Here is a 21,225-nt window from a genome sequence, read left to right on the forward strand (position 1 = left end):
ATATGAATAGGAGATCATATAATGGAGCTCGTTCATTAACGATCTCTTTTTTGTCCATAAAAAGTAAATTCTCCAGTCGTAAGTCCCAACTCAGCTGAATACAATGTACAAGTCATATAGTTTGTCCTTTGTATGAAACATGGGTTGGTCTGGAGGGTGAGACGTTGAGTGTATTTATTAGTTATATTATTTTAGGATTGTCCTTAGCAGCACCGATTGGTCCTGTCAATGCAGCTCAAATCGATAGAGGCATTAAAAATGGTTTCTTTCATGCGTGGCTTGTTGGATTAGGAGCAACGGTAGCGGATGCATTTTACATGTTGTTAGTATTTGTTGGTGTTGTCCATTTTTTAGAAATTCCCTTTATGCAAACATTTTTATGGATCTTTGGTTTCTTCGTACTCGTGTATACAGGGATTGAAAGTCTTTCTGGTGCTAGTCAATTGGATGTAAGTCATATGCGGAGCCAAAAGGAATCACATTTAAAATCATTTATGTCAGGATTTTTTATGTCTTTATTTAATCCATTGACGATCTTATTTTGGCTTGGTATTTTTGGCTCCATTTTAGCGAAAACGGTTACGACTTATGGGACCGGAAAAGTTATTCTGTATAGTGCCGCCATATTTATTGGTATTACAGTGTGGGACTTAACAATGGCAGGTCTTGCTAGTACGATGCGCAAGTTTTTAACAAATCGTTTGCTTACAATTATTTCAATTATTTCAGGGTTATCGTTAATTGGATTTGGGATATATTTTGGCATTCAAGCAGCTATTGTTTTATTTTCGTAAAAAGTGTGCTTGGGTTATTATCATCATCATTCGATTTCTTGTTCCAAAAATGTTTCATTATTAATGTGATGACCCCGATAATGACGATAAAACCTAAACTAACAAAGAAACCAGGTCGACTCGTTTGGTGGAATATCGTTCCAAACACACCAAGAAAAACGAGTGAAAACCCTAGTAGCCGTTTTATTTTAGACATTAAGGTCATTTCCAATATACGACCGTATGATCCAAGAATGAAAAACCAGTTATAAAGCAACATGAGTCCTGCTGCGGTCGTAACATATTCATAGATCCGCCCAGGCATAATGAGAGCTAAAACAATGGAAATGATTATCCCTCCTGTTGTTAATGCAATTGCAGGGAGGGCGATATCTTTTTTTACACGTTTTGATAGAACAGCTGGAGCATCACGATCTTCAGCAAGCGTGACAAGAATACGAATAATGGCAAACAAAGAAGCGACCATTGTTGAAAAGCCTGCAATGATAAAAACCCCATTAAATACGTGAGGAACAAACTGTAAATTATATTGATTCAGCGCGGTCACAAATGGACTTTTTTCAGTTGTAAATGTATCCCATGACACCATCATTAGAGCTAGTCCAATCGAAGAGATATAAATAATAGCTAATAACAACAACATAATTTTCCCTGATTTCGGTGCTTCATTCATGTCCTTCAAGCGAACGGCCAATAACCCCATAATTTCGATACCCGCATATCCATAAAACCCATAAATAAGAGATGGTAACAAGCCACTGATACCATTCGGAAACACCGTATCATATGTTCTTGGAATTCTTACCGCTTCTGCATCTCCTGCGCCTAATAACCCAAACAACGCAAGGATTGCTAAAATAATAAACATTAAGATCGCTGCGATTTTTAAAACGGCTAATAGGTTTTCCACACGGTCAAAGCCTGCTGGCCCCATTAAGATAACGAGAAGTCCGAGAACCGCATATATCGAAGCAAACACCCATAAAGGGATGTTAGGAAACCAAAACCTCGAAAAGATAGACAAGGCAGTCATCTGACTACCGATAATTAACATTTCAGAAAGAAAGTACACCCAGCCACTTGTAAAACCAGCCCACCGTCCGTATGCGTGTTTGGCATACGTTCGAAACGAGCCTTTCTGAGGATCATTTATCATTAATTTAGCTAGTGCTTCGTATACGAAGTACGTTCCAATCGCAGCTAAAAGATAAGAAAAAATAACCGATGGACCCGCCATATTGATGGCGATACTCGACCCAAGGAAAAAGCCTGTTCCAATCGTACAAGCAACACCTAAAAGCGATAGTTGCCACCACTGTAACGGTTTTTCTTTTTGTTCAGCGGAATTTGATTTCATGTGACATCACCACTCCTTAACCATGATTGTATTGTTCGAAAATATCGGTAAGTTTATGTAAGATATTTCTATAATGATGGGTTTTTAAGCTTTTATGTAGAAAGATGGATAGTGAGTAAAAAATATGTAACACTACTCAGTGACAAAGGTGTAAAATATTTCACCATAAATTGAGGAGGAGTTAATATGAGCCAACAAGTTGTAGCAGTTCGAAAAAATAATGATGGTGATATCGTGGAATTAAAATTAACGAGCGGACAAGTTGTTGATTATAAGCAAGCACAGATGATGGCCCAAAACGGTGAGATAGAGCATGTAAATGTTTTTAAAGGCCGTGATGGCGATATGCATTTAAGAAGTGATGCTGATGGCGATCCAACGAATAATTTAGACAATTTACCGACGTTTTAATAATAATACTGTTAAAAAAGGGTATTAATCGTAATTGATTAATATCCTTTTCTATTCATTTATAATGTCAACTAAAATAAATTAAACGTTTACATAATTGAGTTGAAGATTAATAGTATAAAGTAAATGAAGGTATTAAAAGGTTTGTTGTCGAAGATATATAAACTACTTTCGTTAAATGTAAACTTATTCTATTATCTTTGAACGAAAGGGTATTTTAGTAGATAACCTTGTAGCTATGCATTACTCCTGTACCATTGGAATATTATGAACCATAAACAGTACATACATTTAGAAACCGAGATGAGAGGAGTGGGGCGGTTGGATTTACGTGGACACCACTTATTATGTTTATTAGGCTATAGTGGCCATGGATATTCTCCATCCTTTATCAATAAAATGGAGCACCTTGCACCATTATACCGAAAACTAGATTTGGATTTTGATATATATATAAATGAACATACCGATGAAATTTGTGAGCATTGTCCAGCAATGGTCCAAAATAACTGTACTACTTTTAGTAAGGTCGACCATGAAATCCGTGAGCTAGATCGCAGAATCAATGAGAAATTACAAGTTCGATCAGGCTTTTTTTACTCGAAGAAAGTGATATTCCGAAAAATACGAGAAAAAGTAGAGCCAGATGATCTAGATATTCTTTGTAAGGGGTGTAAATGGCTTTCCTATGGAGTTTGTAAAGAAGCGATTCGAAAGTTGAAAGCTACGGATAATTGAATAAAGTTCGGGTGGTGTTTAGGTATAGTGAGTTAAAAATATTGGGGTTTGAAAGAATATCCATTATCCTTGTTTTAAATCACATGATAGAATATTTGAAATTTTTAGAAAACAGATATAAAATAATAGTGGATTTCATATTATGGGAGGGTATGTATGTATAGGGAGACAATGCAATCACTGTTTGAACAGGCTTTTGCGAACTATAAAGATCGGACAGCCATTAAGTTTAAAGAGAGAGAATATACGTATGCACAAATCGAACAAATAGCCAACCAATGCAGTTGGGCAATGATTGAATTAGGAATTGAACCAGGTGAACGTTCCGCGCTGCTTATGTCAAACTGTCCAGAATTTATTATGGCGGATTTAGCAATTATGAAAACGGGTACTGGGAAGGTGCCGTTAAATGATATGTTAGTTGAAAAAGAGATTCAATATATTTTACAAGATTCTGAAGCAAAAATATTATTTGTTGGACCTAACTTTTTCGATGTAATCCTTAAAATTAAAGCAAACTTACCTCATCTAAAATATATTGTAGCTATTTGTGAAACAGAAATTTGCCCACCACAATTTATACCTTGGTCACAATTTATTTCTCAACAACCTAGTGAAAACCCACAAAGAAATACACAACCAGATGATTTATATTTACTTGCTTACACGGGCGGAACGACTGGTTTACCAAAAGGTGTTTATCACACGCAAAGAAATGGATATATAAATATTTGCTCACACATCATTGAAACAGAAATCGTCGATGGAGAAAAGATGTTATTATCAACACCACTTTCTCATTCTGCAGGTTTGTTTACTCAAACAGGGTTACTCCGAGGTGCAACCATTGTTCTAGAACAAAAATTCAATCCAACGGAAATCCTTAATATTATTGAAAAAGAAAAAATTACATTTACCTTTATGGTTCCAACGATGATCTATCGGATCCTCGACGAATTGAAAGAAAATACTTATGATGTTTCTTCCATTAACACAATTATTTACGGTGCAGCACCAATAACTGAGCAGCGACTAAAAGAAGGATTGGATCGATTTGGACCTGTATTCCTGCAATTTTTTGGACAAACGGAATGTCCGAATTTTGTAACCAAGTTATCTAAACGAGATCATTCCTTAAATTCTGAAACGGTACACCGTTTAAAAAGCTGTGGTCGTCCAGTGTTAATGTGTAATGTAAAAGTAGTTGGTCCAAACGGCGAATTGGTTTCTTTAGGAGAAGAGGGAGAAATTGTCGTTCAGTCTCCATATGTTATGAATGAGTATTATAAATTGCCAGAAAAGACAAAAGAAACTGTTCAGAATGGTTGGTTATACACGGGAGATGTAGGAAAGATTGACGAAGATGGCTATGTCTATTTACTCGATCGCAAAAAAGATATGGTTATTAGTGGTGGTATGAACGTATATACAACTGAGGTTGAAAATGTGCTTCAACAACATCCAGCTGTAAGTCAAGTAGCTGTGATCGGCGTTCCTCATGAAGATTGGGGAGAAGCGGTGTTAGCACTCGTTATCCCAGCTGATGATCATGCGAACAAGGATGAGATCTTATTCCATTGTTCACAACTCTTATCTAAATATAAACGACCAAAAGACATTGAATTTGTGAAGAGCTTTCCATTAACACCTTATGGAAAACTAGATAAAAAAGCACTTCGGGCAAAATATTGGGGAACTGTAGAACGAAGCGTGAACTAGTATTAGCATGTTACTATTAGTCCGACGATAATAAAAAGAGTTTTTATCCCGCAACAACTGGCAAAAATACCCCCACTTCGAGACTTCGAGGAATTAAAGAGGATAAATGGGGGATAAACTGCCAGTAAAAGCTTATGAACACAAACTAAATGCGCCAGGTCCTGTCTCATTTAGTCTGTGTGACCCACATCGTGTGGGCCTCAACTAACCATCAGTGGGGGAAGAGGAAAACCCCTCACTGAAGGAAGTTTCACTTTATAATCATAAATGTTCAGGGATTAAGGTAGCATTGCTGCCTTCTTTTTTTTGTAAGAAATCCTTTCATTAGAAGCTACATAGAAATTAAGTCATTTACCGTCCTCCATATGCCTTTCCAATCGTTGTCCATTCTTAATAGTATATAACATCACTATTAGAAAGGAGGGGCAAGAAATGAGTGACAAGTATAGAGACTTACTCGAATCTCTCGCAGAGTTAATTTTTGATCATGAAAAGAAGAGAGATGATGATCGAAAGAAGAAAGACGATGACGATGATAAAATTTTCTTAGTATGCAGGGAAGTAGAAGAAAAGAAAAAGGAAAAGAAAGACGATGATAAGATCATTTTAGTTTGCAAAGAAGTCGAAGAAAAAAGAAAAAAACATCACGATGAGGTTGTTCTTGTCTGTAAGGAAGCTGAGAAGAAAAAGAAAGACCATCATCACAGACACAAACACGATTTCAGGCACAAAAAGTTTGATGAGAAATGGGTTGTTAGAAGAAAACGCAAGTCTTGTTGGGATTAGTTTTTATTTAGATTAGACTCCCCACTAAAATAAATTTTAGTGGGGGTCATTTTTTTGTGAGTTAATTCGTTAATAGTATAGTAGATTTAACGGTATCCAACATGTAAATGAATATGCCTGTCTCCTTATGCTTTCCTACTTGTTATCAGCAAGTAAGAACTAATTTTTACAAATAAAAAAAGAAATAGTATAGTAAATTGGTACAGAAGTGATAGGGAGTTGGGCTAGTTGGATTTGAAATATAAAGAAAATAGTTTATGGAAGTCCATGGGAATTTTATGGTTGGTCGTAGCGGTCTTGCATTTTATCTGTTTATTTTTCATCTTTAATATGGGATTTAACGTGTTTACGCTTATAGTCTTTCTTATTATGGGATGTAACGTAACCCTTAGTATTACAATAGGAACATATTATTTACGGTTAAGCGATATCACATATATTCAGCTAGAAAACGATATGCTTTTAATACATAAAGGGCTCATTTGCATGAAGAGAACAATAAACTATCAGGATATTGAAGAAAGTAGAATTAGTGACAACAAATTGGTCTTAATATTAACGAATGGAAAAGAAGTCGAAATTAATCTCGATCTATTAAAGATTAAAGATTTTGATAAGCTAAATATTAAATTAAACAAGCATATCGAAATTAGAGAACTAAATTGATTTATGGACTTATCAAATATAAAAGACTGCTGATAGATGGAGATCGACCAATAAGGGGTAAAGACATGATAAGAATTGAAACCGAACGAATGACGTTAAGAGAAATGAACTTACAAGATGAAAAAAGACTCATGGAGATTTTTTCAGATCCGATAGCTATGCAATACTATACGTCTACGAAGACGAAGGAAGAGGCCCAAAAATGGATAAACTGGAATATTAAGAACTATGAAAATTATGGAGTGGGCCTTTGGATTTGTGAGTTGAAAGAAACAGGTACATTCGTAGGGCAATGTGGGATTGTGCCACAAATGGTTGATGGCAAAAATGAAATGGAAATTGGTTATCTATTTGTTCGAAATTATTGGCACCGAGGATTAGCAACGGAAGCCGCATTAGCAGTGCGTGATTTTGGCTGGAAGAAGTTACAGTTGTCCCGATTGATCTCAATGATTTATGAGAGGAATATCCCATCTATTAAAGTTGCGGAAAGAATAGGAATGTCTTTAGATAAGGAAACGCTAATAAAAGATCGACCAACCCTTATTTATTCGATTGAAGTCTAGAATAGTGTGCAATTAAAATAGATAAGGCTAAATTTTTTATAAATGGAGGAAGTTTTATTGTTTTGGCAGATCGTTCTACTCGTTGTTGCTTCTAATCTTGATGATCTGGCGGTTGGTTTTTCCTTAGGGATGAAAGGGCTTATTCCTTGGAAAGTCATTGCGACTATTGCAGTTTTTTCAGGATTAACGATGGCAATAGGCTTATTTTTTGGAGGTTTAACCTCTGGGTTCTTCCCAGATTATGTCTTGATTTATGCTTCTTCTCTTGTGTTCTTTTTGATCGGACTTTGGTTTTTGTGGGATGCAAAAAAATCAAAAAATGAGAAATCAGAAGAAAAGAGCTTCGATTTAGGTTGGAAAGCTGCGATAGTATTAGGAATTGCATTAGGTATTGATTCTTTAGCCGTAGGTTTTTCAGGAGGGTTAGTTGGTTATCCAATCGTAGCCACGAGTGCGTTAGCATTTATAACTAGTTTGATATTTATATGGGGAGGCTCGCGTTTTGGTCATTTGGTTGCATTAAAGGTATTTAAAGACTATGCGGGTTGGATTTCTGGTTTGTTGTTCATTCTTTTAGCGTTAATCATTTTGGTGATATAGAAACTTGGTCGTATGTTTGCGATCGAGTTTTTTTATATTTACAGATATTTATCTTCTTTAGAGGAGTGGAATCATTATTAGAAACGGTTTAGTTTTTTGTGTTTTTCTAATCCATTTATTCTATAGGAGTTCATTTCTGCATATTAATTTATATTCGTTGAAAATAACGTTGACTTAAATGAAGGGAGAAGTTTGGTCAAGGGAGGGATTAGATGGGTCAAATGAAAACGAAAACGCTTGACCGATCCTATTCTGTAATGACGCTTGTCCTATTTTGGTGTGGTCTTGTTGTTTTGTCTAGTATGTATATAACAATACCACTTATTTCTGCTTTTAGCACAATCTTTCAAGTTTCATTACAACAAGCGGCATGGGTTGGAAGTATATTTTCACTTTTTTATGCATTAGGTTGCTTAATGTTTGGAGCACTGTCTGACAAGTATGGGCGGAAAGTTTTTTTGATAATCGGTATGTGTTCCATTACCATTGTAACGGTATTTATAGGTTTTGTTGAAAATTTTTATTTGCTGTTAATTTTTAGAGCTATTCAAGGCGCTGTTGCTTCTGTGTATGCTCCAATTTCTCTTGTCTATGTTGGAGAAGTATATCCTGTTCATAAACGATTGACGACGATCGGATTTATTACATCAGGTTTTTTAATGGCGGCTATTTTCGGGCAAGTGATGAGTAGTGCTATTCATGAATATTTGGGCTGGGAATTTGTCTTCTTTATTCTTGCATCACTTTATTTCCTTTCATGTATTTTAGTAATATGGGTTCTTCCAAAAGATGAGCGAAAGATGAGTGATGAAACCGTTTGGAATAACTTTAGAAGGATGGCCATTTTACTTAAAAATAAACAGTTAGTACTCACCCTTATGATTACCTTTATAACGTTGTTTTCGCTAGTTGCAATGTATACCATTCTAGGAAGTTATTTAAGTTCTAGTGTTTATGGATTTTCAAGTCATGAAATATTATCGATTCGAGCGATTGGGATTGTTGGAATTTGTCTTGCTCCATTTGCAGGTCGGCTTTCGGCTAAATATGGTATTACGTTTATTTTGCGTACGGGATTAGTACTAGCGACAGTAGGGGTAACGATGTTGGGTGCCGTCTCAAGTATGTTCAATATCGTATTGATGAGTATAATATTTGTCGCGGGTATAGCGTTAGTTTGTCCCGTTACGATATCGATGGTTAGTGTATTAGGAGAGAAGGTAAGAGGAACAGCCGTGACATTCAATGCTTTTATTTTATTTATCGGAGCAAGTGTAGGCCCTATATTAGCAGTGTTTTTAATTGAGAAAGTAAGTTTTAAACTAAGTTTCATTGTACTGGGAACGATTCTTTTTATAGGATTACTAGTATCGTTTTTTATTAAAGTCAATGAAAAAACATAAATAAGATGAAGTGCTGGGATAATATAATTTTTTACTTGAGGAATTTTCTTAGTGTTTTTAAACGATAAATAATGATGAAAATAGGAAACGAATAGACGTAAGACTCATTCTGCAAAGGGGAATAGAAGGAAAAACGAACCTATTGTCGTGAGAGACGGTGAATAGTTGATTCTACAGAATAAAGGTGTTTATTTAGAGCAGATGTTTTGGCGTCAACATGTTCAATAATATGATCTGTAAACTCACCAAGACTACTGACGATATTTTTTTGCATTGTTTCTTGTCCGAATTCTAATTGTTTTTGTCTGAACTCATGTTGTTCTTGACGATGTTCTAATCTTTCTTGGTGGTGTTCTAAACGTTCTTGACGGCCCTCTAATTTTTCTTGACGGTTCTCTAAACGTAAAATGCCTTGCTCTAAATTTCTCTGTCCTTTTTCTATTTTTTTCTGCCCTAGATTTAATTGGTTTTGTCCATGTTCTAATCCACCTAAACGACTATCCACTTGCCTTAATGTACTTAAAATTTGTTTTAGTGTTTCTTCCATATGATCACCTCCATGATATGGAATATCATATCATGTACATCAAGGTTTTTGGATATTGTGAAAAAAACTTAACATTATTTTAATAATAGTAAATGTATTTTTTTTCCACAATGAATGGATACAAGGGTCTTTCGCATTTGAAAAAATAGCCGTGCTTTCAGGAGATAATGAAAGGATGGCTTTCACTTTTTCTTTTCCTTCTATTAAATGGGTTTGAAATCCTAGGTGCCCATAAATCATATTAAATGATATTTTAGATAAATTGCGCTCGTTTTATTGTTCATTCATAAAAATGTCTTTTGATTTTCGCTTCATTTTTCGGAACACTTTTTTCATAAACATTTTGACGTCCTTATGCGTTTTTACACGTTCATACGTCGCTTCAAAAATATCTGCTCTAATAGGATATTGATCGCCATTTGCTTCAGTAATTAAATAATCTCCAGGAAGTCCTTTTACAGCACCTTCAGATGTTTCGATTGTAATGGTTCGTGTGATTTTTACCGCTTCTACGGTAACAGGTATTTTTCTATACTTTGGCATGAAATCACTCCTTCCAAAAGTGTAATTTATGAAACTTATTTCCGATAACAAGCTTGTAATGAAAGCCCTACTTTTCTATTTGTTTTCTAAAGATGACAGAGTATTGCTCAGAAAAATAAGGGTTGATACCTACTTCTTAAATCCATCGTATGCAGCGTGTCAGCTAAAAGTGACAAGGTAGGACTAATAAACCAAATGCTTGTAATATAGGTTTTGAAAAAATTTGTAATTATTGTGAAATTATTAATGTTTTGAGATATTGTTACTGCTCTTCTGTTAGTATGGCAATATAGTGTTCTACGAGGAGTGATAATATGTGTGCAGTGAACATTGAAACTTTTTTAAATCAACAAAATGAAACGATCAAGCCTCTCTATCAATCTGTCCTGTTTAACCATTGGATGGCTGCTACGACAGGTCAAAGAGAATGGAATGAAAAACATGAAACTGCATTAAACGATTACTTTAGTCATTTTGCTAATCCAGAGCTAATCCAAAAGGTCCTTACTTTAAGAAAAGAGAATAATCATCCTAACATTCAACACCGTCAGCTAGAAGATCTTTATCGAAAGATGGTTAAAAATCAGTTAAGCAAAGAAACCTTAGCCCAAACGTTAAAAAAAGAAAAAGAACTTTCACAAACTTTCAATTCTTTTCGCCCTGTCATCCAAGGGAAAGAAACAACAAACAATGAGATTCATGATATTCTCAAAACTTGTCAGGATTCTCAAACTAGAAAAGAAGCTTGGTTAGCCAGTAAGCGGATTGGGAAAAAGTTAGAAAAACAAATTCTAGAACTAATACATAAGCGAAATGATGATGCACGTGCATTGGGGTATGATAATTTCTATCAAATGAGTTTTGAAACTCAAGAATTAGAGATCGATCATGTGTTTAGTATTTTTGAAAATTTGAAGAAAGAATCGGATGAACCATTCCAAAGAATAAAGGCGGAAATTGATGAAGAAATGGTAGGTAAGTGGGGAATTCCAAAACATGAACTTCGCCCTTGGCATTATACCGATCCATTTTTTCAAGAAGCACCACCCGTTGCTGGAATTGATCTTGACCAATGTTTTGAGCGAAGAGATTTAGTAGTAGTTGCTAATGAAACATTTCGGGCCATGGGGCTAGAGGTAGAAGATGTTCTAAAAAAAAGCGACTTGTATCCACGGGAGAATAAAAACCCGTTTGGATTTTGTACAGATATTAACCGAGAAGGCGATGTTCGGATTCTCGTAAATCTTGATCCAAGTTTATTTTGGTGCACTGCATTATTACATGAATTAGGGCATGCAACCTATTTTAAATACATTGACCGAAATCTCCCTTTTATGTTGAGGTTTCACTCCCATACGTTGACGACGGAAGCTATTGCTTTATTGTTTGGACGTATGACGAAGATGTATAGTTGGAAAGAACGTTTTCTTGGGATTGAACGTAATCAATTAGATGAAATGCGACCTTCGATTAAAAAAATGCTACAACGTCAAATGCTCGTATCTGCACGTTGGATCATGACATTTACTTATTTTGAAAGACAACTGTATGAAAATCCTGATCAAGATTTAAATGGGTTATGGTGGAAATTAGTCGAGGAGATACAGTATATTCATTCTCCTGAACATACAAATTATCCAGACTGGGCTTCTAAAATGCATTTCTCCTTAGCGCCTGTTTCTTATCAAAATTACTTATTAGGCGAATTAACAGCATCCCAGTTACAAAGCTATATTGAAACTCATGTATCGAAGGATTTATTCACAAATGAAGTCGGTTCATATTTGATCAAGGAGTTTATTGAACCAGGTGCCTCATTACATTGGAACGATAAGATAAAAAAAGCAACAGGCGAATCTCTTAATCCTAGTTACTTTGTTAAACAGTTTTTATCCAATTAAGCTGGCGTTAAGACTTCCACTTCAAGATTTGAAAAAGAACAGAATCTACTTTGGTTTCCATTTATTCCGAAGTTTAAACGAAACAATATAGTTGACTTCCAGTAAGTCTACACTCTTTATTTTTGAAGATTACTGATGAAATAGGTAGTAATTCTTCATTATAGAAGTGTTTGACTTTTACTGAGAAGTCAGCTTTTTTTATTTTAATATGACTAAGTTTCGATTAAGAAAAAAACGGTTGCAATCTCCTAAAAGTCATATATAATAAAACTGTAATACGGTAAATAGTACAGTTAGTGAACATAATACGAAATGAGCTCGAAAGAAAAATTTCTAGAAAGGAGGAAGTCATGTTTCAATTAGACATCCGTAGTCGAAAGCCAATCTATGAACAGTTAGTTGAGAAGCTAAAAGAGTTGATTATCCATGAGGTTTTTCTACCAGACCAACAACTTCCGTCCGTTAGAGCTTTAGCGCAAGAGTTGACTATAAACCCAAACACAATCCAAAAAGCATACCGCGAGTTAGAACATCAAGGATACATATACTCGGTTCCAGGCAAGGGGAAATTTGTGGCCCCTCAATCAGAAACGATAAATGATGAAAAGGTGAAAAAAATGAAACAAGAATTAATTAAGCTTTTATCTGAAGCTATGTATCACGGTATGAAAAAAGAAGACATCTTATCGCTCATTGCGATCGCTGAACAATCCGTGAAAGGGGGAGAAGAACGTGATTAAAGTAAATAACCTTCGTAAAGAATTTGAAGGAATTGAAGCGGTAAAAAATTTAACTGTTCAAATTCCAAAAGGCTCTATTTATGGGCTGCTCGGTTCTAATGGTGCAGGTAAAACGACACTATTAAAAATGATTGCGGGCATTTATAAACAAGATTCGGGCGAAGTCTTAATTGGTGACGAATCTGTTTTTGAAAATGTACAACGTAAGCAATCGATTATTTTTTTAGCTGATGCCTTATTTTTCTTTCCTAATACGACGATCAAACAAGCTGCAGATTTTTATAAAAGTATCTATGAAAATTGGAATGAGGAACGGTTTCAAAGATTACAAGACGTTTTTCCAATTGATATCAATAAGAAAATTCATCGTCTGTCTAAAGGGATGCAAAGACAAGTAGCCTTTTGGTTAGTTTTATCAACTATGCCAGAAGTGTTGATATTGGATGAACCACTCGATGGACTAGATGCTGTCATGCGTAAAAATGTAAAAAACTTACTGATCCAAGATGTAGCGGAGCGGGAAATGACGATTATGATTTCCTCTCATAACTTAAGGGAAGTGGAAGACCTTTGTGATCAAATTGGAATATTGCATCAAGGACAACTTATCATCGAAAAAGACTTAGATGATTTAAAATCGGACATTCATAAAATCCAAGTCGCCTTCAAACATGATGTTCCACCTATCTTTTTACATGGTTTAGATGTGCTGTATAAAGAAGAGCGGGGGAGTGTAAGGTTATACATTGTAAGAGGTAACGAAGAGAAAGTGACTTCACATATTCAATCATTTCATCCTGCTATATTTGACGTATTACCATTAACGCTTGAAGAAATATTTATTTACGAAATGAGGGATGTCGGCTATGCTATCGAAAACATTATCGTTTAATCGAGGGATTTTCATCCAAGATTTAAGAAGTGTCGGCTGGGTCGGAATTGCTTATTTTTTGTGCTTACTGTTTGCTTTGCCGTTACAGCTTCTTATGGCATATACAAGAGATGGTAGCGACCATCACTATTTTGGAAACACAACAACGAGTTTGTTTTCCATTTCTATAGAATTTCAAGTATTCTTAATGTTTTTATTACCCGTATTACTTTCGATTTTCATCTTTCGCTATATGCAAGTAAAGCTCTCTAGTGATTTTATACATAGCTTACCGTTGAATAGAGAAAGTCTTTTTAATCAACATGCGTTGCTTGGTATCGTCATATTATTTATCCCTATTTTCTTAACAGGGGTTATCTTACTCGTATTAGCAACGATGTTACCTCATGTAGAATACTTGTCCATTCAATCTGTTATGAGTTGGGTAGGCACTACATTGTTGTTCAATTTATTTGTTTTTTTTGCAGGTGTATTTGTAGCGATGTTAACAGGGATGTCTGTTTTACAAGGGGCACTTATATATATCATGTTTATATTCCCAACAGGAATATCTGTACTCACTGTTATGAATTTACAATTTTTTTGGTTTGGTTTTGCAGGTGAATATTATTTAACGAAAAACATAGAAAGAATACTTCCATTTGTTAGAGTGACAGAATTATCTCATACGCCACTTACAATGAGTGAGATTGTAGTTTATTTCGTGTTTATTATCGTTTTTTATGTTGGAGCGTTATTGATTTATAAAAATAGGGATGTAGAAAGTGCGACTCAGGCAATTGCTTTTCGATCACTTCGTCCCGTCTTTAAGTACGGAATCACTATATGTTCCATGCTAGTTGGTGGATTATATTTCGGTGGAACTCAAAATGGTCAGTTAGGTTGGATCTTATTTGGGTATATTGCAGTGTCTCTAATTGGATACTTCATTGCCGAAATGATTTTAGAGAAGTCATGGCGTGTATTTGATAAGTGGAAAGGCTATGTTGCGTATACAATGGCAATTATCTTTGTTGGGTTTGTCATGCAATTCGATGTTTTGGGTTATGAGAAAAAAGTACCAGATTTCGAAGAAGTTAAAAAAGTATATATGGCTGATGGTCTTTATTATTTAATGGAAGAAAATCGAGTGGTTGAGAGGGAGACTGAAAAAGAAATAAGACCAAGCTATTCCTATCAACAAGAAGAAAATATTAAAAATATTCGTCTTTTCCATGAACAAATTGTTCGAGATCAGAATGCTATAGAAAATTATAGTGGGGATACAGGGTTTGTCGTTTTGGGTTACGATTTAGAAAGTGGAGAGACGTTAGTTCGCCAATATCGTATTCCAGTTGAAGTGTATGATGATTTTTACAGACCAATTATTGAGTCGGAAGAACATAAATACAATCAAAATCCTGTTATGTTGGTGGATGATTTATCTGAGTTAGATCGAGTCACCATACATGCTAATCTAGGAAAAAGAGTTGTTTTAACCGATCCAAAGGATATGTTGGAATTCCATCAAGTTTTAACGTCAGACATTGAAAAGGAAACGTATGCAGATATGACAGATATTCGTGAACCTTGGGCTCAAGTTGAATATTTGTGGGCGAATGATAAGCGTATAAGTACGCAATGGAAAAAGTCTTATGTTGAGGTAGAGCGTTGGTTAGAACAAAAAGGGTTAAAGGATCAAGCAAGGGTAACATCAGAGGATATTTCACATGCCATTGTATTTAAAAACGAATCAAACAGTGATATCTACGAATATATTCATAGATATGAATTAGATCGGAATTTTGAATTGAAACAAGATGGGATGAGAATTCAAGATCCAATGCAACTTGAGGAAGTGTTGCAAACTTCAGGGTGGGATAATCGCGGAAAATATATTATTGCTTATTTCTATCATCAACATTCTTACCCTGATTTCTATACTTTTCCTGAGGGAGAGGAACCTGAATTTATTAAAGAGTATTTTAAGAACTAAATTGTAATAATAAGGAAGAGGCTGACACGAAATAGTGCAGTCTCTTCCTTATTATTGTACAAAACATAAATAAGTTTTGACAGAAACGGTTATTTTTGTTTTTATTAATATACGTATTAGAAAATTTAGTTGACGTAGAGTGGTGACAATGAATGCGATTTACGAAAAGCATCCCGAATCTTGTTACATTGGGGAATTTGTATTGTGGTTTCTTATCAATCGGGTATGCCGCGAGTGGAGAGTACAAAAACGCAGCAATTTTAATTCTTATTGGAATGATGTTAGACAGTATGGATGGAAGACTCGCAAGAATGTTAAAAGCGGATAGTGCTCTAGGAAAAGAATTAGATTCATTAGCAGACATCGTAACGTTTGGGGTAGCGCCTTCATTTTTAGTGTACTATACATATTTTTATCAATTTGAATTGTTAGGTATTATAATTGCGGGTCTGTTTCCGTTGTTTGGCGCGTATCGATTAGCGCGGTTCAACGTAAGCACAAAATCTTCAATGAACTATTTTGTTGGTGTACCGATAACAGCTGCTGGTGGAATTTTAGCGATTTTAACTTTATTTGGAGAGCTTATTCCAAATATTATCACCACGGTTGTATTCACTGCACTTTGCTTTTTAATGGTAAGTAAATTAAAAATCCCAAGTTTAAAAGAAGTACCACTTCCTAAATACGGGACAATCGTAACCATCTTTTTAGGCTGTGCTATATTTGTTATATATCAAGGGTTTTATGGACAGTTTCCTTACTTAATCTATATCGCAACCCCATTGTATATTGCATATTTAGCCTATCGGTTTGTTCGCGGGAAAAATAAAAAAGAGCTTGATTAGAAATTTTGTAGTCTTTAGCTAACAGCTCAAGTCGAACTTTTAGCCTTTATGATTTTGACTTTGTTACTTAACAGGTAGAACTTTGTTTATTTATGTCGAGAAATCGATAAATAAAGTGAAGATGAAAAAAAATAACGGAAAAATGAAAATAAGACTTCCGAAATTGAAAATAAAAAGTCCAAAGTTGAAAAAAACTCAAAAATCCCATTAGAAAAGAACCGCAGAGGTAATGATCTGCGGTTCCTTCGGTTACTTATCCTCTTTTTGTTCCGTTCTAGGGACATGTTCAAAGATTTCTTGGGAATCAAAGAACTCTACTAAACGAGTAAGCCAGTTATAAAAACCTAGTACTTCATTCGTTTCTGTTAAATATTCCTTCGCTTTTTCAACCGTTTCTTTATCAGAATTTTCGTCTTCTATTATTTGTTTTAGCTCGGCAATTATTTTCTTTTGGAACGTCTGATTCATACTAATACCTTTACGCCAGTTTGAACTGAAAAGACTAATAAAGGTTTGGTAATAGTCTTGTTCAACGGTGTAGATATCTTTACGAACACCTTTCTCAAAGACTTTTTCAGCTAAGTTAAGTTCGGTTAATTCTCGAATGGCTTGACTCATCCGCGTTTTACTCATGCCGATTTCTTCGGTCATTTCATCTAATGTCATCGGCTTCCGATTATAGTAAATTGTTCCCAATAACCGCCCAACAGTAGATGGGACTCCATATAATTTCATGTTAGTTGTGATTTGTTCAATAATTCGGTAGTGTATGTTTTCTAATCTTTCTTTATTATCCAATCTTATCACTCCCCCAATCGCTCTACTTTTCAATTATCCCAACTTTATCATGTAACAAAAAATACGGAAAGAGAGGATTGTCTATTAAATATAGAGGAATATAGAGCATTTTTATGCATAAACAATATAAACTTTGTAAACTTTAAAGTTTACGAAGTTTATTAGGTGTATTAAGTTTATACGAACTTTGTCAAAAATATACTTTGTTCTATATAATTAATCTTGTGATTGAGACGCAAACGATTAAATTTGTAGCGGTTAAAGAGATTTAGAACGCTCAAATAAAGGAGTGGAACAAAGAAAATATGATTCAATTAGAAAATGTAGAAAAAATTTATGATGACGGGTTTCAAGCATTAAAGAACATTAACCTTCATTTTAGAGAAGGTGAAATTAATGTTTTGATCGGTCCTAGTGGTTGTGGGAAAACGACAACTATGAAACTATTGAACCGTTTAAATGAAGTCACTTCAGGGACTGTCTATGTAAATGGTGAGGATATTTCTAAAATTGATCCTGTAGAACTAAGAAGAAAAACAGGTTATGTTATTCAACATATTGGATTGTTTCCACATATGACAATCGCAGAGAACGTTGCAGCTGTTCCTAAACTACTTAAATGGAATAAAGAACGAATCGATCAACGTGTAGATGAACTATTAAACTTAGTAAATCTAGCTCCAGAAACGTATAGAGATCGTTACCCTTCTGAATTAAGTGGCGGACAGCAACAGCGGATTGGTGTTATTCGTGCATTAGCTGCTGAGCCACCAGTCGTGTTGATGGACGAGCCGTTTAGTGCGTTAGATCCGATTAGTCGTGAACAGCTTCAAGATGAATTAATTCGTCTACAAAAAGAAATTAAAAAAACATTTATCTTTGTAACACACGATATTGATGAAGCATTAAAGATTGCGGACCAAATCATTCTCATGAAAGACGGAGAGGTTGTACAATGTGGGTCTCCAGAAGAGATATTACGTCATCCTGCGAATGATTTTGTCGTAGAATTTATTGGGAAAAAAAGATTAGAACAACAAAACGGGAATGTGCCGACTGTTGACGAAGTCATGGTAGAAAACCCAGTAACGAGTTACCCAACAAGAGGTTTGGCTCAAGGCTTGAGATTAATGGAGCAAAAACGAGTCGACTCGTTAATTGTTGTGGATGAACATGGTGAATTTTTAGGCCATGCACCAATCTTTAATGTTTTAGCGAAGTATAGGGAAGAAGGCAAAACTTTAGCTGATGTAATGGTACCGATTAAACATATTGTTTCAAGCGGAACATCATTGAAAATCGCTTTAGATTTAATGAATGAATATGACCTCAGATATGTTCCTGTTGTAAATGGCAAGACATTTTTAGGTGTGATTACAAGAGGAAGTGTCGTCCGCCTGCTAGCTGATGTCTATTCAGACAATGGAAATGAGGGAATAGCGAATGACACTGCTATTTGATTATATCGAATTTTGGCAAGAGCGCTATGATACAATCCTTGGTTACTTTGGGGAACATATTTTTATTTCATTAGTGTCGGTTTTTCTAGGATCATTATTAGCTATACCTTTGGGTATCTTTTTATCGAAAACAAAGGTGAGAGCTCTTCAATCTATCGTATTTAATGTTTCGAATATATTCCAAACCATTCCAACGGTGGCGCTTCTTGCCTTGCTCATTCCCCTTTTTGGGATTGGAATGACTCCAGCGATCGTTGCACTATTTCTGTATTCTTTACTACCTTTACTAAGAAATACGTATGCTGGAATTAATTCAATTGACCCAGAGATTATTGAAGCAGCGAAAGGTATGGGGTATAACACGTTTCAACGTTTATATCAAATTGAGTTAAGATTAGCTTTCCCATACATCATGTCAGGAGTTCGAATTACGACCGTTTATATCGTGAGTTGGGCAACGTTATCTGCGATTATTGGTGCTGGTGGATTAGGTGGTTTAATCCTTGCAGGTCTAGGATTTAATGATAAGTTTTATATTTTCACTGGTACACTATTAGCGGTATTGTTAGCTCTAGTTGTTGATTTAGTTTTAGGAAAAGTTGAAAAGAAAGTTGCTTTTAAATAGGTTGGTATAAGCTTGGTGTTGGTTCTTGTTGTTAGTCTGATGGTACATGAATGATGTTTCATTCAATGCTTTTCTTTGCTAAAAGCAAGTCCAATCAAGACCAACATATACCTTAACCCTTATATAAAAAAGAACAAAAAAAACAAAGAACTGAGGAGAATTGATTATGAAAAAGTTATTAATGACAGGTGTTGCATCATTATTGTTAGTCCTTTCCGCGTGTGGCGGTAACGATGAAGGTACGATTAAGGTGGGTACACAGTCCTACACAGACCCTAAAATTATGGCTCATGTGATTGAAGCTTTAGTTGAAGATCGAACTGATTTTGAAGTCGATATTACGAAAGATATCGCAGCAAGTCCACAAATTATTTCAGCGATGACTCAAGGTGAATTAGATGTAGCTGCTACATTATTCTCTGGTGAAGTATATAATAACCATTTTGATGTGGAGTTTAATTATGATCCGCAAGTAACAATGCAAATGGCGCAAGAAGGTTTTGATGAGCATTTTGATTTTAAATGGTATGACTCAATTGGGTTTGAAAATGCTTATGCAATGGCAGTAAGTAAGGATATTGTCGATAAATACAACCCTACAACGATTTCGGACTTAGCACCTTACGCAGATGAATTGCGATTTGGTACGGATACTTCATGGTTAGAGCGTCCGAACGATGGGTATAGAGCATTTCAAGACCACTATGATTTTTCATTTGGTGATGAGCGAGGTATGGAAGTTCGCTTAATGTATGAAGCAATCGAAAATGACCGACTTGATATTATAACTGCACATACGGTTGACCCGCAAATTCTTGAGTTAGAAATGAGAGTTTTAGAGGATGACAGAACATTCTTCCCACCTTATGATGCGTCTTTAGTTGTAAATAATTCTTTAGTAGAGGAAAATCCTGAACTTAATGAAGTATTTGATTTAATTGTTGGTTTAATCGATACACAAACGATGACAGAACTTATTGCGAAAGTAGATATTGAGGGACAACGTGAAGAAACAGTTGCAGTAGAGTTTTTAAAAGAAGCTGGTTTATTAGAATAAACTAAAATTAATGACCATTCTATCAGAGATATATTATTGATAGAAGAAGGAATCTACCTTGTTGTACAGGCAGTCTATTCTTTAATACAAAATGATTATAGATGCTGCCTGTTCTTGAAAGGTAAATTTTTAACCAATAAGGTGTGAAAATATGGAGTTCTTTAATTTTATAGTAGAACTATTTAGCTATATGATAAGTGATTGGTCCTATTTATTGGAATTAACATTTGACCATCTATTAATGGTTATTTACGGCCTATTACTCGCAGTAGTTGTAGGGGTGCCATTAGGTATTATTTGTGCGAAGTTTGAAAGAATTGCCCCTATTATTCTTTCATTAGCGAATATTATTCAAATTATTCCTAGTTTAGCATTGCTAGCAATCTTAATGCTTTACTTTGGACTCGGTTTTACAACGGTAGTAGCTGGTTTATTCTTCTATTCCTTATTACCAATTATCCGAAATACGTATGTTGGATTAAAGGAAGTTGATGCTCATATTTCTGAAGCAGGCAAAGGAATCGGAATGACAGCTCTTCAGTTATTAACAAAAGTGCAAATACCGTTAGCTTTACCTTTTATGATGGCAGGCTTTCGTGTTGCAGCTGTTATTGCAATTGGTGTTGCTTCCATCGCGCCATTCATTGGTGGAGATGGACTAGGTAGAGAAATTATTTCTGGAATCAATACTCGAAATGACCTTCGAATTTATGCAGGTGCAATTCCAGCTGCTGGCTTAGCGATTTTGGCAGACGTAACATTAGGAAGAATAGAAAGAAGGCTTAAGAGTAAAACAGCTTAG

Annotated in this window: 22 protein-coding genes; 18 read left to right on the forward strand and 4 right to left on the reverse strand. The window is 35.1% G+C overall.

Going from position 1 to position 21,225, the window contains the following annotated elements; genetic code table 11:
* Positions 1 to 164: 164 nt before the first annotated feature.
* Positions 165 to 794 (forward strand): LysE family transporter, encoded by a 630-nt coding sequence (locus BK574_RS01415; protein ID WP_078427172.1) that lies wholly within the window; start codon positions 165 to 167, stop codon positions 792 to 794.
* Here BK574_RS01415 and BK574_RS01420 read toward each other — a convergent pair.
* Positions 775 to 2,151 carry an amino acid permease gene (locus BK574_RS01420; protein WP_078427173.1) on the reverse strand — a complete coding sequence of 459 codons (1,377 nt, stop codon included), beginning with the start codon at positions 2,149 to 2,151 and terminating at the stop codon, positions 775 to 777. The two genes, BK574_RS01415 and BK574_RS01420, sit on opposite strands and share 20 nt — an antisense overlap.
* Positions 2,152 to 2,337: 186 nt before the next feature.
* On the opposite strand from BK574_RS01420, the gene BK574_RS01425 reads away from it, so the two are divergent.
* The 8 genes from BK574_RS01425 to BK574_RS01460 all read left to right on the forward strand — a co-directional run bounded on the left by BK574_RS01425 (position 2,338) and on the right by BK574_RS01460 (position 9,040).
* Positions 2,338 to 2,562 (forward strand): DUF3892 domain-containing protein, encoded by a 225-nt coding sequence (locus tag BK574_RS01425; protein WP_075386321.1) that lies wholly within the window; start codon positions 2,338 to 2,340, stop codon positions 2,560 to 2,562.
* A gap of 321 nt (positions 2,563 to 2,883) precedes the next feature.
* The gene (locus tag BK574_RS01430; RefSeq protein ID WP_158211480.1) at positions 2,884 to 3,300 is read left to right on the forward strand and encodes a DUF1284 domain-containing protein; all 417 of its coding nucleotides are present in this window, start codon (positions 2,884 to 2,886) and stop codon (positions 3,298 to 3,300) included.
* Between the two features lie 156 nt (positions 3,301 to 3,456).
* Entirely contained in the window at positions 3,457 to 5,019 is a 1,563-nt protein-coding gene (locus BK574_RS01435; protein ID WP_078427175.1) for a long-chain-fatty-acid--CoA ligase, read from the forward strand.
* A gap of 432 nt (positions 5,020 to 5,451) precedes the next feature.
* Positions 5,452 to 5,805 (forward strand): hypothetical protein, encoded by a 354-nt coding sequence (locus BK574_RS01440; protein WP_078427176.1) that lies wholly within the window; start codon positions 5,452 to 5,454, stop codon positions 5,803 to 5,805.
* A gap of 486 nt (positions 5,806 to 6,291) precedes the next feature.
* Positions 6,292 to 6,471, forward strand: a complete 180-nt coding sequence (locus tag BK574_RS26800) for a hypothetical protein (protein ID WP_142247853.1) — start codon at positions 6,292 to 6,294, stop codon at positions 6,469 to 6,471.
* A gap of 65 nt (positions 6,472 to 6,536) precedes the next feature.
* Complete coding sequence (locus BK574_RS01450; protein WP_078427177.1) at positions 6,537 to 7,037, forward strand: GNAT family N-acetyltransferase; 501 nt, start codon at positions 6,537 to 6,539, stop codon at positions 7,035 to 7,037.
* Positions 7,038 to 7,079: 42 nt separating this feature from the next.
* Entirely contained in the window at positions 7,080 to 7,637 is a 558-nt protein-coding gene (locus tag BK574_RS01455) for a manganese efflux pump MntP (RefSeq protein ID WP_078427178.1), read from the forward strand.
* Positions 7,638 to 7,849: 212 nt separating this feature from the next.
* Positions 7,850 to 9,040 (forward strand): MFS transporter, encoded by a 1,191-nt coding sequence (locus BK574_RS01460; RefSeq protein ID WP_078427179.1) that lies wholly within the window; start codon positions 7,850 to 7,852, stop codon positions 9,038 to 9,040.
* A 139-nt stretch (positions 9,041 to 9,179) separates the two neighbouring features.
* Here the strand turns inward: BK574_RS01460 and BK574_RS01465 are convergent, their stop codons facing one another.
* The gene (locus tag BK574_RS01465; protein ID WP_078427180.1) at positions 9,180 to 9,587 is read right to left on the reverse strand and encodes a hypothetical protein; all 408 of its coding nucleotides are present in this window, start codon (positions 9,585 to 9,587) and stop codon (positions 9,180 to 9,182) included.
* 273 nt (positions 9,588 to 9,860) lie between these two features.
* Complete coding sequence (locus tag BK574_RS01475; RefSeq protein WP_180320574.1) at positions 9,861 to 10,130, reverse strand: hypothetical protein; 270 nt, start codon at positions 10,128 to 10,130, stop codon at positions 9,861 to 9,863.
* A gap of 314 nt (positions 10,131 to 10,444) precedes the next feature.
* On the opposite strand from BK574_RS01475, the gene BK574_RS01480 reads away from it, so the two are divergent.
* The 5 genes from BK574_RS01480 to pssA all read left to right on the forward strand — a co-directional run bounded on the left by BK574_RS01480 (position 10,445) and on the right by pssA (position 16,483).
* On the forward strand, positions 10,445 to 12,031 hold the full coding sequence (locus BK574_RS01480; protein ID WP_078427182.1) for a M3 family metallopeptidase: 1,587 nt from the start codon (positions 10,445 to 10,447) through the stop codon (positions 12,029 to 12,031).
* Positions 12,032 to 12,381: 350 nt separating this feature from the next.
* Positions 12,382 to 12,771: a GntR family transcriptional regulator gene (locus BK574_RS01485; protein WP_075386330.1), complete on the forward strand. Its 390-nt coding sequence runs from the start codon at positions 12,382 to 12,384 to the stop codon at positions 12,769 to 12,771.
* Positions 12,764 to 13,663, forward strand: a complete 900-nt coding sequence (locus BK574_RS01490) for an ABC transporter ATP-binding protein (RefSeq protein ID WP_078427183.1) — start codon at positions 12,764 to 12,766, stop codon at positions 13,661 to 13,663. Before BK574_RS01485 ends, BK574_RS01490 begins: the two co-directional genes overlap by 8 nt.
* Entirely contained in the window at positions 13,638 to 15,638 is a 2,001-nt protein-coding gene (locus tag BK574_RS01495) for a hypothetical protein (RefSeq protein ID WP_078427184.1), read from the forward strand. The genes BK574_RS01490 and BK574_RS01495 overlap by 26 nt, the downstream gene beginning before the upstream one ends.
* Positions 15,639 to 15,790: 152 nt before the next feature.
* Complete coding sequence (gene pssA / locus BK574_RS01500) at positions 15,791 to 16,483, forward strand: CDP-diacylglycerol--serine O-phosphatidyltransferase (RefSeq protein ID WP_078427185.1); 693 nt, start codon at positions 15,791 to 15,793, stop codon at positions 16,481 to 16,483.
* 249 nt (positions 16,484 to 16,732) lie between these two features.
* On the opposite strand, the gene BK574_RS01505 is transcribed toward pssA, so the two are convergent.
* Entirely contained in the window at positions 16,733 to 17,281 is a 549-nt protein-coding gene (locus tag BK574_RS01505) for a GbsR/MarR family transcriptional regulator (protein ID WP_420796924.1), read from the reverse strand.
* A gap of 305 nt (positions 17,282 to 17,586) precedes the next feature.
* Between BK574_RS01505 and BK574_RS01510 the strand changes: the two genes are divergently transcribed.
* The 4 genes from BK574_RS01510 to BK574_RS01525 all read left to right on the forward strand — a co-directional run bounded on the left by BK574_RS01510 (position 17,587) and on the right by BK574_RS01525 (position 21,225).
* Positions 17,587 to 18,741, forward strand: coding sequence for a betaine/proline/choline family ABC transporter ATP-binding protein (locus BK574_RS01510; RefSeq protein WP_078427186.1), 1,155 nt, complete (start codon positions 17,587 to 17,589; stop codon positions 18,739 to 18,741).
* Entirely contained in the window at positions 18,725 to 19,366 is a 642-nt protein-coding gene (locus tag BK574_RS01515; RefSeq protein WP_078427187.1) for an ABC transporter permease, read from the forward strand. The genes BK574_RS01510 and BK574_RS01515 overlap by 17 nt, the downstream gene beginning before the upstream one ends.
* A gap of 166 nt (positions 19,367 to 19,532) precedes the next feature.
* Complete coding sequence (locus BK574_RS01520) at positions 19,533 to 20,423, forward strand: glycine betaine ABC transporter substrate-binding protein (protein WP_078427188.1); 891 nt, start codon at positions 19,533 to 19,535, stop codon at positions 20,421 to 20,423.
* A gap of 151 nt (positions 20,424 to 20,574) precedes the next feature.
* Positions 20,575 to 21,225, forward strand: coding sequence for an ABC transporter permease (locus BK574_RS01525; protein WP_078427189.1), 651 nt, complete (start codon positions 20,575 to 20,577; stop codon positions 21,223 to 21,225).

Origin of the sequence: Alkalihalobacterium alkalinitrilicum, from assembly GCF_002019605.1 — a bacterium.
GTDB classification, from domain to species: Bacteria; Bacillota; Bacilli; order Bacillales; family Bacillaceae_F; genus Alkalihalobacterium; species Alkalihalobacterium alkalinitrilicum.

What these genes read in the sequence shown, in the direction of transcription:
- BK574_RS01495 (WP_078427184.1), top strand. Translation starts at nt 13,638, where the DNA reads ATGCTATCGAAAACATTATCGTTTAATCGAGGGATTTTCATCCAAGAT.
- BK574_RS01520 (WP_078427188.1), top strand. Translation starts at nt 19,533, where the DNA reads ATGAAAAAGTTATTAATGACAGGTGTTGCATCATTATTGTTAGTCCTT.
- pssA (WP_078427185.1), top strand. Translation starts at nt 15,791, where the DNA reads ATGCGATTTACGAAAAGCATCCCGAATCTTGTTACATTGGGGAATTTG.
- BK574_RS01435 (WP_078427175.1), top strand. Translation starts at nt 3,457, where the DNA reads ATGTATAGGGAGACAATGCAATCACTGTTTGAACAGGCTTTTGCGAAC.
- BK574_RS01465 (WP_078427180.1), bottom strand. Translation starts at nt 9,587, where the DNA reads ATGGAAGAAACACTAAAACAAATTTTAAGTACATTAAGGCAAGTGGAT.
- BK574_RS01460 (WP_078427179.1), top strand. Translation starts at nt 7,850, where the DNA reads ATGGGTCAAATGAAAACGAAAACGCTTGACCGATCCTATTCTGTAATG.
- BK574_RS01515 (WP_078427187.1), top strand. Translation starts at nt 18,725, where the DNA reads ATGACACTGCTATTTGATTATATCGAATTTTGGCAAGAGCGCTATGAT.
- BK574_RS01455 (WP_078427178.1), top strand. Translation starts at nt 7,080, where the DNA reads ATGGAGGAAGTTTTATTGTTTTGGCAGATCGTTCTACTCGTTGTTGCT.
- BK574_RS01525 (WP_078427189.1), top strand. Translation starts at nt 20,575, where the DNA reads ATGGAGTTCTTTAATTTTATAGTAGAACTATTTAGCTATATGATAAGT.
- BK574_RS01485 (WP_075386330.1), top strand. Translation starts at nt 12,382, where the DNA reads ATGTTTCAATTAGACATCCGTAGTCGAAAGCCAATCTATGAACAGTTA.
- BK574_RS01425 (WP_075386321.1), top strand. Translation starts at nt 2,338, where the DNA reads ATGAGCCAACAAGTTGTAGCAGTTCGAAAAAATAATGATGGTGATATC.
- BK574_RS01450 (WP_078427177.1), top strand. Translation starts at nt 6,537, where the DNA reads ATGATAAGAATTGAAACCGAACGAATGACGTTAAGAGAAATGAACTTA.
- BK574_RS01420 (WP_078427173.1), bottom strand. Translation starts at nt 2,151, where the DNA reads ATGAAATCAAATTCCGCTGAACAAAAAGAAAAACCGTTACAGTGGTGG.
- BK574_RS01480 (WP_078427182.1), top strand. Translation starts at nt 10,445, where the DNA reads ATGTGTGCAGTGAACATTGAAACTTTTTTAAATCAACAAAATGAAACG.
- BK574_RS01475 (WP_180320574.1), bottom strand. Translation starts at nt 10,130, where the DNA reads ATGCCAAAGTATAGAAAAATACCTGTTACCGTAGAAGCGGTAAAAATC.
- BK574_RS01510 (WP_078427186.1), top strand. Translation starts at nt 17,587, where the DNA reads ATGATTCAATTAGAAAATGTAGAAAAAATTTATGATGACGGGTTTCAA.
- BK574_RS01440 (WP_078427176.1), top strand. Translation starts at nt 5,452, where the DNA reads ATGAGTGACAAGTATAGAGACTTACTCGAATCTCTCGCAGAGTTAATT.
- BK574_RS26800 (WP_142247853.1), top strand. Translation starts at nt 6,292, where the DNA reads ATGAAGAGAACAATAAACTATCAGGATATTGAAGAAAGTAGAATTAGT.